14 protein-coding genes and 1 other RNA gene are annotated in these 12,917 nt (G+C 65.7%); 3 read left to right on the forward strand and 12 right to left on the reverse strand.

The window, feature by feature from the left end:
- Positions 1-224: 224 nt before the first annotated feature.
- From purH to ffs, 11 genes are all read right to left on the reverse strand, one after another.
- On the reverse strand, positions 225-1,817 hold the full coding sequence (gene purH / locus AiwAL_RS18665) for a bifunctional phosphoribosylaminoimidazolecarboxamide formyltransferase/IMP cyclohydrolase (RefSeq protein WP_235703328.1): 1,593 nt from the start codon (positions 1,815-1,817) through the stop codon (positions 225-227).
- Positions 1,818-1,830: 13 nt separating this feature from the next.
- Positions 1,831-2,319, reverse strand: coding sequence for a CreA family protein (locus AiwAL_RS18670; protein ID WP_262313326.1), 489 nt, complete (start codon positions 2,317-2,319; stop codon positions 1,831-1,833).
- On the reverse strand, positions 2,316-3,443 hold the full coding sequence (locus AiwAL_RS18675) for a glycosyltransferase family 4 protein (RefSeq protein WP_235703326.1): 1,128 nt from the start codon (positions 3,441-3,443) through the stop codon (positions 2,316-2,318). Before AiwAL_RS18675 ends, AiwAL_RS18670 begins: the two co-directional genes overlap by 4 nt.
- The gene (gene galE / locus AiwAL_RS18680; RefSeq protein ID WP_235703325.1) at positions 3,436-4,452 is read right to left on the reverse strand and encodes a UDP-glucose 4-epimerase GalE; all 1,017 of its coding nucleotides are present in this window, start codon (positions 4,450-4,452) and stop codon (positions 3,436-3,438) included. Before galE ends, AiwAL_RS18675 begins: the two co-directional genes overlap by 8 nt.
- Positions 4,453-4,458: 6 nt before the next feature.
- The gene (locus AiwAL_RS18685) at positions 4,459-5,127 is read right to left on the reverse strand and encodes a glutathione S-transferase family protein (RefSeq protein WP_235703324.1); all 669 of its coding nucleotides are present in this window, start codon (positions 5,125-5,127) and stop codon (positions 4,459-4,461) included.
- Between the two features lie 316 nt (positions 5,128-5,443).
- Positions 5,444-6,139, reverse strand: coding sequence for an SGNH/GDSL hydrolase family protein (locus AiwAL_RS18690; RefSeq protein WP_235703322.1), 696 nt, complete (start codon positions 6,137-6,139; stop codon positions 5,444-5,446).
- A 19-nt stretch (positions 6,140-6,158) separates the two neighbouring features.
- Positions 6,159-7,259, reverse strand: coding sequence for an OpgC family protein (locus AiwAL_RS18695; RefSeq protein ID WP_235703321.1), 1,101 nt, complete (start codon positions 7,257-7,259; stop codon positions 6,159-6,161).
- Positions 7,256-7,849, reverse strand: a complete 594-nt coding sequence (recR, locus tag AiwAL_RS18700; RefSeq protein ID WP_235703320.1) for a recombination mediator RecR — start codon at positions 7,847-7,849, stop codon at positions 7,256-7,258. The genes AiwAL_RS18695 and recR overlap by 4 nt, the downstream gene beginning before the upstream one ends.
- A 16-nt stretch (positions 7,850-7,865) precedes the next feature.
- Positions 7,866-8,189 (reverse strand): YbaB/EbfC family nucleoid-associated protein, encoded by a 324-nt coding sequence (locus tag AiwAL_RS18705; protein WP_235703319.1) that lies wholly within the window; start codon positions 8,187-8,189, stop codon positions 7,866-7,868.
- Positions 8,186-10,039 (reverse strand): DNA polymerase III subunit gamma/tau, encoded by a 1,854-nt coding sequence (locus AiwAL_RS18710; protein ID WP_235703318.1) that lies wholly within the window; start codon positions 10,037-10,039, stop codon positions 8,186-8,188. The genes AiwAL_RS18705 and AiwAL_RS18710 overlap by 4 nt, the downstream gene beginning before the upstream one ends.
- 27 nt (positions 10,040-10,066) lie before the next feature.
- An RNA gene (gene ffs / locus AiwAL_RS18715) (signal recognition particle sRNA small type) lies at positions 10,067-10,164 on the reverse strand.
- A 73-nt stretch (positions 10,165-10,237) separates the two neighbouring features.
- Between ffs and nudC the strand changes: the two genes are divergently transcribed.
- The 3 genes from nudC (at position 10,238) to wrbA (ending at position 12,676) form a co-directional block, all read left to right on the forward strand.
- Positions 10,238-11,146, forward strand: coding sequence for an NAD(+) diphosphatase (gene nudC, locus AiwAL_RS18720; protein WP_235703317.1), 909 nt, complete (start codon positions 10,238-10,240; stop codon positions 11,144-11,146).
- Positions 11,147-11,227: 81 nt separating this feature from the next.
- Positions 11,228-12,004, forward strand: coding sequence for a hypothetical protein (locus tag AiwAL_RS18725; protein ID WP_235703316.1), 777 nt, complete (start codon positions 11,228-11,230; stop codon positions 12,002-12,004).
- Positions 12,005-12,073: 69 nt separating this feature from the next.
- Complete coding sequence (wrbA, locus tag AiwAL_RS18730) at positions 12,074-12,676, forward strand: NAD(P)H:quinone oxidoreductase (protein WP_235703315.1); 603 nt, start codon at positions 12,074-12,076, stop codon at positions 12,674-12,676.
- A 36-nt stretch (positions 12,677-12,712) separates the two neighbouring features.
- On the opposite strand, the gene AiwAL_RS18735 is transcribed toward wrbA, so the two are convergent.
- Positions 12,713-12,917, reverse strand: a 205-nt coding sequence (locus AiwAL_RS18735) for a hypothetical protein (RefSeq protein WP_262313329.1), incomplete at its 5' end; no start/stop codon positions are given.

Below are 12,917 nucleotides of genomic sequence, written 5' to 3' on the forward strand. Positions count from 1 at the left end.
CGACATAGGCGGCCAGACGTGATTCGCTGCCTTGCGTGTTCGATTCGAGACCCACCACCCGCCTCCACGAGTCAGAATCTCTACCCACTCACACGCGTCAACGAATCGCTGCAAGAATTTTGTGACACAGTAAGACTAGTAGCGCGTCCATCTTTCCTCCAAATCGCCTGTTCAATCCAGGGTTTTTCAATCCGGCGCAGTTTTAGACATCCGTGGCATCGACCTCAATGCCGGAAATGCCGCATTCCGGTGAACACCATGGCAATCCCCGCCCGGTCCGCCGCCGCGATCACCTCGGCGTCGCGGATCGACCCGCCAGGCTGGATCACCGAAGTCGCCCCGGCCGCGATCGCCGCTTCCAGCCCGTCGGCGAACGGGAAGAACGCGTCGGACGCGACGACCGAGCCCGCGATCGCATCGCCGCCCTTCAGCGCCGCGATCCGCGAACTGTCCACCCGGCTCATCTGCCCGGCGCCGATCCCCGTCGTCGTCCCCGCGCGGGCGTAGACGATCGCGTTGGATTTCACGTGCTTGGCGACCCGGAACGCGAAAATCATGTCCTCGAACTCGGCGTTGCTCGGCGCGCGCTGGGTCACCACCGTCAGCGCCTCGCGCGTCACCCGCCCGGCGTCGCGCGATTGCGCCAGATACCCGCCGGCGACGCTGCGGAACGCGAGCCCCGGCGCCGCCGGGTCGGGCAGCCCGCCCGCGATCAGCAACCGCAGGTTCTTCTTTTTCGCGAGCAGCGCGATCGCCTCGGGCTCGGCATCCGGCGCGATGATCACCTCGGAAAAAATCTCCGCCATTTTCGCAGCCGACACCGCATCCAGCCTGCGATTCACCGCGATGATCCCACCAAACGCGCTCACCGTGTCGCAGGCCAGCGCCCGGTCCCAGGCACTCGCGAGATCCGCCCCCAGCGACACGCCGCACGGATTGGCGTGCTTGACGATCACCACCGCCGGCCGGTCGAACTCGGCGACGCATTCATAGGCGGCATCGGTGTCGTTGATGTTGTTGTAGGACAGTTCCTTGCCCTGCACCTGCCGCGCGGTGGCGACGCCGTGCCGCTCGCCGGTCGCGTAGAAGGCGGCAACCTGATGCGGGTTCTCGCCATAGCGCAGCGCCTGGCGCTTCAGCCCGGCGATCGCGAGGCGCGCGGGAAACACCTCGCCGGTCTGCGGCGGCACCGTCTCGCTCATCCGCAGATCGGGGTCGGCATCGCCATTTCGGGCGGTGAACCAGGTGGCGATCGCCGCGTCGTAGCTCGCGGTGCGGGTATAGGCGGTCGCCGCGAAATGGCGCCGCTGCGCCAGCGTGGTTCCTCCCGCATCGAGGGCTGCGATCAGATCGGGATATTGCGCGGGATCGGTCAGCACCGCGACGAAATCGTGGTTCTTCGCGGCGGCGCGGATCAGCGCCGGCCCGCCGATATCGATATTCTCGACGCATTCGGCGAACTCGGCGCCTTTCGCGACGGTCTGCTCGAACGGATAGAGGTTGACCACCACCAGGCCGATCGGCGCGATACCGTGCTGTGCCATCTGCGCGACATGTTCCGGCAGATCGCGCCGGCCCAGAATCCCGCCATGGATTTTCGGCACCAGGGTCTTCACCCGCCCGTCCAGCATTTCGGGAACGCCGGTGTAGTCCGCCACCTCGACCACCGGAACCCCCGCATTCCGCAGGGTCCGTGCCGAGCCGCCGGTGGACAGGATCTCCACCCCCTTGCCCGCCAGCGCCCGGCCGAGCTCGACCAGCCCGGTCTTGTCGGATACCGAAATCAGCGCCCGTTCGATCGCCACCACGTCGCTCATCACACTGACCTTCCTAACCGCTCACCGGCACCGCCGAGACTGCATTGGCCGGCGAGCCATGGATGATTTTCGTGCTGATCAGGAGATAAACCAGCGCCTTGTGGTCGGGATCGACCAGCCGGTACAGGTTGAAATGCTTGACCAGAAACGAAGCCGAAATCGCCGCGATCTGCTTCTTGCGCGGCAACCCGGCCGGAATCGTCACCTTCCCGGTCGCGACGCAGGAGAGGCCGAAGCGCGAGGGATCGGTCGCGACCCCGAGGCTGCCCTTCACCCCGCCGGTTTTCGCGAAACTCGCATAGCAGGCGACGTTCGGGATTTTCGGATCGTCCAGCCGTTCGACGACGACCTTGTCGTTGGCGCCGAACAGCCGAAAATTGGTCGAAACCGCGCCCACCCGCGTCTCAGCCCGCGCGACGCCTATCGTCGCGCCAAACATCATAGATGCCGCGCCGATCAACGCCGCCGCCATCACGCATCCAGCCAGAAACCGCCGCATCATGAAACTCCCTGTCCGATCGCGCGTTCATAGACCGCAAGCGTCCGGTCGCAAACAACCGAATCGGCAAACTTCCGCTGCGCCCGCGCCCGGCCGGCCGCACCCAGGCGCGCGCGCAGCGAGGCATCGCCGATCAACCGGGCCAGAGCCTCCGCCAAAGCCCGCGCATCGCGCGGCGGCACCAGCAATCCGGTCTCGCCGTCGATCACCGCATCCCGGCAGCCGGTTACATCGGTCGCCACACAGGGCAGGCCCGACGCCATCGCTTCGAGCAGAAATTTCGGCAGACCTTCCCGGTAGGACGGCAGACAGGCGATATGCGACGAGGCCAGCAAACCGGCCATGTCGTCGCATTTGCCGATCCAGCGAACGCCCCGCGCCGCCCGTATTTCTTCTCCGGTCAGCGACGCCGGGTTCCCCGGATCGGGCGCGCCCGCGAGGATGAAGTCGGCGTCCAGACCCCGATTGTTCAGGATTTGGGCGGCTTCGATGAACTCGATGACCCCCTTGTCGCGCAGCATCCGCGCACCGAGCACCACCCGCACCGGCTCCGATGGCGGTTCATGGGGGCGGAATCGGGCGAGATCGACCCCGGCACCGGGAATCAGCACCGCGTTTTCGCGCCGCACCGCGCCAGAGGCGACCATCGCCGCCCGGTCCTCGTCATTCTCGAACACCGCATAGGCGCCGCGCGCGCCGATCGTGGCGCGCAGCGCCATCCGCACCAACGGCCGCAACAGGCGCGCCTTCGGCGTGTCCGAGGCGAACACGAACCCTTGCCCCACCGGCGCGTTGACGATCGCCGGCACTTTTGCGATCCGCGCAGCGATGCTGCCCAGCAGAATCGGCTTGAGCGCAACGTGATGCACCAGATCGGGCCGCAGATTTCGGTACTGGGTCACGATGTTCGCGAGGAGCAAAAATTCCGCCGCCGGGTTCAGCCGGGCGCGGACGAAATCCACTCCGATCACCGAAAACCCATCTTCCCGTAGCGCAGCCGCCGTCTCGCCCGCTCGCGTCAGCACCGAAATGCGCCATCCCGCATCACGCGCAGCCCGTGCCCGCGCCAGAAAATGCGAGGCAAAAAACCAGTCCTCGCCGATCAGATAAACGAGATGCTTATTCACCGTTGGTCAGCGCGGCGCGGCTCTGCCAGCGCCACGCGTCCCGGCACATGTCCTCGACGCCGCGCCCGGCACGCCAGCCCAGCAAATCGGCGGCCAGAGACGGATCGGCGTAGCATTCCGCGATATCGCCGGCCCGTCGCGGCGCGATCTTGTAAGGAACTTTTACGCCGGTCGTCGCCTCGAACGCCGCGACCATTTCCAGCACCGAATATCCCACCCCGGTGCCGAGATTGACGGCGAAATCGCCGTCCCGCGCCAGCACCCGCCGCAACGCCGCCTCGTGCGCCTCGGCCAGGTCCATGACATGGATGAAATCGCGCACCCCGGACCCATCGCGCGTTTTGTAATCGGCGCCGAACACGTTGAGATGCGGCCGTTTCCGCTCCGCCACCTGACACAGATACGGCATCAGATTCGCCGGCTCGCTGCGCGGCTCCTCGCCGATCAGCCCCGACGGATGCGCCCCCACCGGATTGAAATAGCGCAGCACCGCCGCCGCATCCATCACCCCGGTGCGCACCAGATCGGTGATCATTCCCTCCATCACCAGCTTGGTGCGACCATACACATTGGCCGCCCGCAGCGCGGCATCCTCGGCGATCGGGCAGCGATCCGGCTCGCCATATACCGTCGCCGAGGACGAAAACACGATCCGTCCGACGCTCGCGCGCCGCATCGCCGATAACAGCCGCACCGTGCCGACGATGTTCGCATCATAGTACAATAGCGGGTCCGCCTCGCTCTCGCCCACCGCCTTCTTTGCCGCGAAATGGATCACGGCATCGACCGGAAACGCCGCCAGGGCCGCCGCCATCGCCGTCTCGTCGCGAATATCCGCCTCGATCAACGGCACCGTCATGCCGGTGATCCGCCGTAGCCGCTCCGGCACGTCGCGCGCCGCGTTCGAGAAATTATCCAGCAGAACAACATCGTAGCCGCGCTCCAGCAGCACCACCGCCGTATGCGACCCGATGAACCCCGCCCCACCGGTCAATAATATGCGCGCCATGTCCGATCAGAAATCGAGATCGGCGTAGTGCGGCGGCGGCGCAATGCCGGAGACCCGGTCGGCCAGCAGAGCGCGGAAGGACGGGCGAGATTTCATCCGCGCGTACCACTCCTTCGCCGCCGGAGCGATCGACCAGTCGATATCGCCGATGAAATCGAGCGCCGAGAGATGCGCGGCGGCGGCGAAATCGGCGAGCGACAGATTGGCGCCGGCCAGCCATTTCCGGGTTTCGGCAAGCCAGCCGATATAGGCAAGATGGGTGCGCAAGGCCGCGTAGCCTTCCCGCAGCCGCGCCGCGTCGGGCGCGCCGCGCCTGGACGCCTGCTTCATCACCTTCTCGTAGAGCAAATTGCGCGAGACCTCCTGGGCGAACCGCTCGTCGAACCAGGCGGCGACGCTGCGGATCTCCACCCGCTCGCCCAGCGTGCGGCCGACCAGGCAGATATCGGGATAGGCTTCGTCGAGATATTCGCAGATCGTATTGGAATGCGGGATGACGAGGCCGTTATCCTCGGTCAGGGTCGGCACGGTGCCGGCCGGGTTCATCGCCAGATAGTCCGGCCGGCGCTCCCAGGTCTTTTCGACGCGCAATTCGAAGGGCAGGCGCTTTTCCGCCAGAACCAGCCGGACCTTGCGCGCATAGGGCGATAACGGGAGATGATAGAGGATTCGCATGTCCCGCCTTATGGCACCTAGCGTTCATGACGCAAGCATTTGCCGGAAAATGCACCTTAAGATCGATGGCGTTACGGGTTCCGTTAACCCATTTTTAAGAAATGACGATTATCCTCATCATCATGATTTCAGCCGTTACCCTCTCCGCGTTCGCCTCGCCGATCGGACCGACCGCTCTCGGCACACCGCCCTTGCGCATGGCGCCCACCATCGGCCCGCGGCCCACCTCCTCCGGGCTGCCGCCGGCACCCCCGTCACCCGTCGGCTCCGGGCCTTCGCCACGCGGGTCGCTGCTCAATCTTTCCGTATGACGTCCCTACCGCACCGCATCGGTGATCGACCGTGCCAGGGCGGCGGCGGTACAGGCGTAGCCGCGATCGTTCATGTGCAAACCATCGGATGCCAGGAAATCGTCGAGCCGGGCGCCGGAAGCTTGCCACGCCCGCATCAGCGCGTCGCGCGAGAACAGGCTGGCATGATGGCGCCGCGCGAGCCGGGCCAATGCCGCATTGATCCGGGCATTCTCGGGCGAGGCGAGCAGGTGGTGCGAGCGCTGATTGTCCATCAGCACGATATCCGCGCGGGCATGGCGGAGCCGGCGCAGCCCGCGCCGCACCAGCAGGCTGAATTGCCCGACCGGTTCGCGCCGTGCGGCGGCATTGGCGCCAACCTGCCAGATCACCACGGTCGGGCGCAGGGCTAGCACGTCGCGCGCCATCCGCGCATCCTCGCGCCGCGCATCCTCGCCGCTGATGCCGCGATTGATCACGCTGATCTCGGCCCCCGGTAGCGCGGTCGCAAGATCGTCCTGCAATTCGGCGGGATAGGAATCGGCGATGTCATGCGCCATCGCGCCCCAGGTCGAGGACGAGCCGAGAGCGGCGATCACCACCGGCTCGCCCGCCATCAGCGCGGCTTTCAGATGCGGGAGTGCAAGTTGCTGCACCGGCGCCGGCGGACAGGCGGGCGGCGCCGCCCATACCGCCGCTGGCAGGAGCAGAAACGGGAGCAAAAGACTAAGGGTGTGTACCCTAACCAGCCGGTTTCGCATCTTTCACCTTGTACCACGCGCCGATCGCGGCGACCGCGAACAGGGCGGCAAGCCCCGCGAGATTGACGATGATCTGCGAGACCCAGCCGGGGTCGCGCTCCAGTGCGACCCGTCCGGCGAAGGAGAGCAGAATGCTGGCGCAATAGGTGTTCAGCCCGTGCTGGCCGATCAGCACGAAGACCGATCCGACGCGCCCGGAAAGAAACGCCGCCCCCGGCGGCACGTAGCGCGCGGCAAGCCAGGCGAGCGCCAGAATCGAGGCCAGCCGATACGGATGCAGGCCGGTCTTGTCGATATCGCGGATCAGCGGGCGGATCGCCGGCGGCACATGCCGGGCGAGCGACGGCTCGATCCAGGTGGTGAGCAGGATCGCGAAGCCCACCGCCAGCAGCAGCACCGCGACGATATCGGTGGACACTCCAGGCAGGTTCGGTCGCCCGAAACGCGCGAACAGCATTCCCAGCACGAACAGGAACTGCCAGGTAAACGGATTGAAAAACCAGCCATGGCCGCTCCAGGTCGGCAGGTTCCAGCCAAATATCCGCGCGCCGGCATAGAGCGCAAAACTCGCCGCCAGCAGAATCCGGGGCCGGCGGAGCAGAATCAGGAACGGCGCGACGCCGCCCATGATCACCACATAAAGCGGCAGCACGTTGAGAAAGGCGGGCTGGTAGAGCATCGGCACCGCCTCCGCCATCGCTGCCAGCGGCGCCTTCGCCAGATGAACGAGGCCGATCTGGGCGATATACTCGGGATGGCCGAAGAGCGCGGCACACACCGCCACTTCCGCGACGAAGATCGCGAACAGGAAGATATGCGCGATATAGAGCGTCCAGGTGCGCTTCCACATATCAGCCCCGGCCGAGATCGGCCCGACCCGGTCTAGCTTGCGCCCATAGACCAGAGCGGCGGCATAGCCGGCGAGCAGGATGAAAATCTCGGTCGCGTCGTTCAGGGCGAGGTTGCGCACGGTGAAGCGCGCCAGCGCATCGTGCGGAATGTGGTCGAGAAAAATGCAGAACAGGGCGATGCCGCGAAAGAAATCGACCCGAAGATCGCGGCCACTCCGAACCAGCGTCACCCCGGCACCGCGCGCCTTGCCGACATCGCCAGGGCCAGCGTGCCCTCGTCGAGAATTTCGATGCTGCCGCCCACCGGCACGCCCTGCGCCAGCCGCGTCACCGGAATCGCGAAGGATTTGATCCGCTCGGTCAGATAATGCGCGGTCGATTGGCCATCCACCGTCGCCGGCAACGCCAGGATCACCTCGCGCACCGATCCGTCGAGCCGGGCCATCAGTTTCGGCACCCCCAGTTGCTCGGGCCCGCGCCCGCCGATCGCCGACAGTAGGCCGCCCAGCACATGATAGCGCCCGCGATAGATCGACGCCCGCTCCAGCGCCCATTGATCGGCGACGCTCTCGACCACGCAAATCATCGGTTCGCGGCCCGGATCGCCGCAGATCGCGCAAGGGTCGCGGCTGTCCAGGCCGCCGCACACCGAACACACCCGCACCCGCTCCGCCGCCACGCTCAGCGCGCCGATCAGCGGCAACAGCCGCTGCTCGCGTTCGCTCAACAGCCGCAACGCGATTCGCCTCGCGGAACGCGGCCCCAGACCGGGCAATCGCGCCATCAGCCCGATCAAGGTCTCGATCTCAGGGCCGGTCATGGACGGAGCAAGGATGTCAGAACGGCAGCTTGAGCCCCGGCGGCAGGCTCATGCCGCCGGTGGCTTTCTGCATTTCGGCGGCGGTGACGGATTCGAGTTTGGATTTGGCGTCGCGGTGGGCCGCAACGATAAGGTCCTGGAGCATTTCGGCGTCGTTGGGGTCGAGCAGTTTCGGATCGATCGCGGCAGATTTGAGTTCGCCCTTGCCAGACAGGGTCAGGCGGACCAGTCCGGCGCCGGATTCGCCCTGGATTTCGATCGCTTCCAGCCGCGCCTGCATCTCCTGCATGGTCTGCTGCATCTGCTGGGCCTGCTTCATCAATCCGGCGAGGTTTTTCATCGATCAATCTCCATGTCGGCGGGGTAGTCGCTGTCGAAATCCTCATCGGATATTGGCGGCGGCTCGGCAAGCGGGACGGATGCGGAGTCGGGTTCGGCTTCAGGTTTCTCGCGATGCACGCTCTCGACCTTCGCGCCCGGAAACGCGGCGAAAATCGCCTGCACCAGCGGGTGGGCGAGCGCATCGGCGCGGGCGGCGTCGAGTGCCGAGGCTTCGGCTTCGGCGAGGCTGGGCGCACCCGCCTCGCGCGAGAGGGCGATGGTCCAGCGCCGGCCGGTTTCGGCCTCGAGAAGTGCGGCCAGCCGCGAAGCAAGGTCGCGCGGCGCGGCGGGCGACAGGTTGAGTTCGATCACCGGCGGCGCGAACCGCACCAGCCGCGCATCGTGGCGCAGATGGGCGGAGAGCCAGGCATCGCGTTTCGCGCCGGCGAGGGCGACGACGTCCTCGAATCGCGCGAGACTCGGGGACGCACCGGGCGCGGCATCGGCGATCGGCGGACCGTTGACCACGGCGCGCGCGCCGGGGCCTGGGTTTGATCGCGATATCGAGGGCGGCGTTTTGGTTGCGGCGGTTTCGCCGGAAAGCCGGCGCACCAACTCGCCCGGCGGCGGCAGATCGGCGACGAAGCACAGGCGGACCAGGATCATCTCGGCAGCGGCGCGCCGGTCGGTCGCCTGTTCGACCTCGCCAATGCCCTTGAGAAGCATCTGCCAGAGCCGGCCGAGCCAGGGGATCGAAAGCTGCTCGGCCAATGCCGCGCCGCGCGTGCGTTCCAGCTCCGGCAGGCTGCCGCCATGGGCGAGCGAGGGGATCGATTTCAGCCGCGACAGCGTATGCGCGAGACCGAGCAGATCCTGCATCAGCATGACCGGATCGGCGCCGCGCTGATGCGCGCGGTCCATCACACCGAGCGCTTCGGCAACAAGGCCGCCGGCGACCGCTTCGATCAGGTCGAACACGAAGCCGCGATCGGCCAGGCCGAGCATCTCGGCAACCAGCGCGCCGGTAATGACCGCGCCGTCGTCAGCGCCGCGCGCGATTGCCTGATCGAGCAGCGACAATCCGTCGCGCACCGAGCCGTCGGCGGCGCGGGCGATGGCATCCAGCGCTTCGGGCTCGATCGCGATCGATTCCCGCGCGGCGACCCGGCCGAAATGGGCGGTCAGCACGTCGACCGGCACGCGCTTGAGGTCGAAGCGCTGGCAGCGCGACAGAACGGTGACCGGCACCTTGCGGATCTCGGTGGTGGCGAACACGAATTTCACGTGCGGCGGCGGTTCTTCCAGCGTTTTCAGCAACGCGTTGAATGCGTTGCGCGACAGCATGTGAACCTCGTCGATGATGAACACCTTGGTCCGCGCGATCATCGGGCGGAATCGCGTCGCTTCGATGATTTCGCGCACGTCGTCGACGCCGGTATTCGATGCCGCGTCCATCTCGATCACGTCCGGGTGGCGATCGGCGAGGATGGCGACGCAATTGTCGCACACGCCGCACGGGTCGGGTGTCGGCCCGCCCTGCCCGTCCGGCCCGGTGCAGTTCAGCGCGCGAGCGAGGATGCGCGCCGTGGTGGTCTTGCCGACCCCGCGCACGCCGGTGAGCATGAAGGCATGGGCGATGCGGCCCATGGCGAAAGCATTGCGCAGGGTGCGGACCAGCCCGTCCTGGCCGATCAGATCGTCGAAATTGGTGGGGCGATATTTACGGGCGAGAACCCGGTAGGCTTGCGCATGGACCGGCTCAGGCTCCGGCATCGGGAGTTCGTCGTTGAACAGCGAGGGGCCGCTCGGCGGCGGCACGTCCGCCGGCTGACGGCCATTCGCATCGTCATCGTCGAACAGACCGGCCATGCGACTCCGATGCGGCTAAGGGAGTGGGTGGGAGACCGGGTCCGCGACCCGTGCGGAAACTCGTTGCGGCTGCTGCCTTCCGGCCCTGACCGGGTTGGCGAGGTGCGCGTCCGCGGCCGGCCTCCCGCCTCTCATATCCGATCTTTGACCGGGTTTGGCAAGGTTGCCGAGCGCTTTCCCCGGTGCCAGTTTCGCGCCATGCCCGATACCATCCTTCCCAATACGCTGCTCTACAGTTCCTCGGCGCTCGACCGCGCGGCCCATCATCGGACCGATGCGACGTGGATCGGCGGCGCCCGCGCCACGTCGGGGGCACGATTCGTCGTCCATTGGCACGGCAAGCTGCTGATCGAGACGGAACCGTCGCCCCACGCGGTGTTGGATGTCCGACCGCGCGATGCCTCGCTCCCCGCGAGTTTCCTCGGCCTGCTGCACGGCTCGCCGGTATTCGCCGTCGATCTTTCGGACGAAGATTCGCCGCTGAATGCACTGATCGGCGCCCATGGCGATTTTCTGGAACTGCGCGGCCTTACCGCGACCTTGCCGGAGGACGAAGCCGGGCTGCTCGCGACCGCGCGCGGCCTGCTCTACTGGCAAACCCGCGCGCGGTTCTGCGGGATTTGCGGCGGCGCCTGCATCGCCGAGCGCGCCGGCCACGCCATGCGCTGCACGCAATGCGGCGCCGAACATTTCCCGCGCACCGACCCAGCAGTGATCATGCTGATCGAGCGCGGGGAGCGGGTTCTGCTCGGCCAGTCCCATAAATTTCCGGTGGAACGCAATTTCTTCTCGACCCTCGCCGGCTTCGTCGAACCGGGCGAGAGCCTGGAGGACGCGGTGCGCCGCGAGGTGGCCGAGGAGGTCGGCGTGCGGATCGGCGCGGTACGCTATCTCGGCAGCCAGCCCTGGCCGTTTCCGGCGTCGCTGATGCTCGGCTTCCGCGCCGAGGCGACGACCGAGGATATCGTGCTGGATGTGGAGGAAATGCGCGCGGCGCGCTGGTTCAGCCGCGCCGATATCGAGAACCGCAAATCCGCCGGCTTCAACCTGCCGCCCAGGGACTCCATCGCCCGCAGGCTGATCGAGGATTGGATGGCGGAAGGCTGAGCCAAGAAACTTGCGACATTCGCACCAAGGCGCTTCTTCATCTAAATCCCCGTTCATGAACAACACATATGGAAACCGTTCATGAATCGTTACCTGGCCCTCATTCCGCTTGGTCTGCTCTCGGCATGCGCTGCTCAGCATCTTGGCGTCACGCCGGCGTCGACCGTCCAACTGGAGTTGCCGGTTGCCAAGCCGAGGCTGTACACCGTCACGATCGGGTCACCGACACCGATCGGACAGCAGACGCCGCTCATGGATATGGTGGTCGGCGCACTGACCGCGGCCAACGCCATCGACAAGGAAAACCAAGCGGGTTCGCGCCCGGATCGATTGACCGCCATGATCGGCAGCGAGGGTGACGATTTTTACGTAAGCTATGTCCTTGATGTTCAGTCCTTGCTGCGGGCTAACCGGCAGATCGTCTCGATCGTCGATCCTTCAGGCCAGAAGCTCATTCTTTCTCCTGCCCCGCATCCGGCTGGAACCGGCGAAATCGCTGAAACTCAACCCGCCGATCCGCCGCGTGCCCTTATCGTGGCGCCTCGATCTCGGCCGGTGCAAGCGGCCGAATGGATCGTCAGGCTGAGCCATGTCGAGATCGGCTATAACGCGCCGGGGATCGCGGATTATTTCAAACCCACGGCGAGCGCTGATGTGGCGCTGGTCAGCGGGCCGCCCGGAAGCAAGCTCCGTTCGATCCCGATTTCCGTCTCCGTTCCAACCGGCAAATATCATTTCTTTACATTTCAGGGCATCCTCAAACATCCCAAGGCTGCGAGGCAGGGTCTTGGCGTAGCCACCGAACGTCTTGCCAGGGAAACGGCGGTTGCGATCGAGGCGCGAAATCCCGCGCATTGAAATATCGTTTGATATCGAATAAATCCCATCCTATATGACGCGCATCGATCAATCGCAAGGAGCGGAAAAATGGCGAAAATCCTGGTTCTTTACTATAGCACGTGGGGACACATAGAAACGATGGCTGGCGCCATCGCGGAGGGTGCGAAAGGCGTGGCCGGCAGTGAGGTCACGATCAAGCGGGTGCCGGAGACCATGCCGGAAGAGACCATCAAGGCGATCCACGCCAAGACCGACCAGGCGGCGCCAATCGCCAAGCCGGAGGAGCTGGCGGAGTACGACGCGATCATTTTCGGCACGCCGACCCGGTTCGGCAATATGTGCGGCCAGATGCGCAACTTCCTCGACCAGACCGGCGCGCTCTGGACCAAGGGCTCGCTGATCGGCAAGGTGGGGTCGGTATTCGCTAGTACCGCGACCCAGCATGGCGGGCAGGAAACCACCATCACCTCGTTCCACACCACGCTGCTCCATCAGGGCATGGTCATCGTCGGCCTGCCTTATTCCAATCCCGGCCTGACCAACATGGACGAAATTACCGGCGGCACGCCCTATGGCGCGACCACGCTCTCGAAGGGTGACGGCTCGCGGATGCCGAGCGCCAATGAACTCACCCTCGCCCGCGCGCAGGGCAAGCACGTCGCGGAAATCGCGGCGAAACTGGCGCGTTAATGAAAGACGGCGGCAGGGATCGATTCCCTGCCGCCGTCATGACGATCCGACGATAAAATATGAACTGATGAATCGGTCCTGGGAAACGGGGCGACGGGCTATGTGTTTGATCCCGGACTTTAATGGTGCGATATTTTCCAATAAATGGAAGGAGGCACTATGGTCCAGGTTCTTCATGGTCGCGCCACGACGACAGCGGCGATCCGTCGAGCGATACAGCATAGTCAAGAGAGCCTGAGGG

This window comes from Acidiphilium sp. AL (genome assembly GCF_025499445.1).
In the GTDB taxonomy this organism is placed as follows: domain Bacteria; phylum Pseudomonadota; class Alphaproteobacteria; order Acetobacterales; family Acetobacteraceae; genus Acidiphilium; species Acidiphilium iwatense.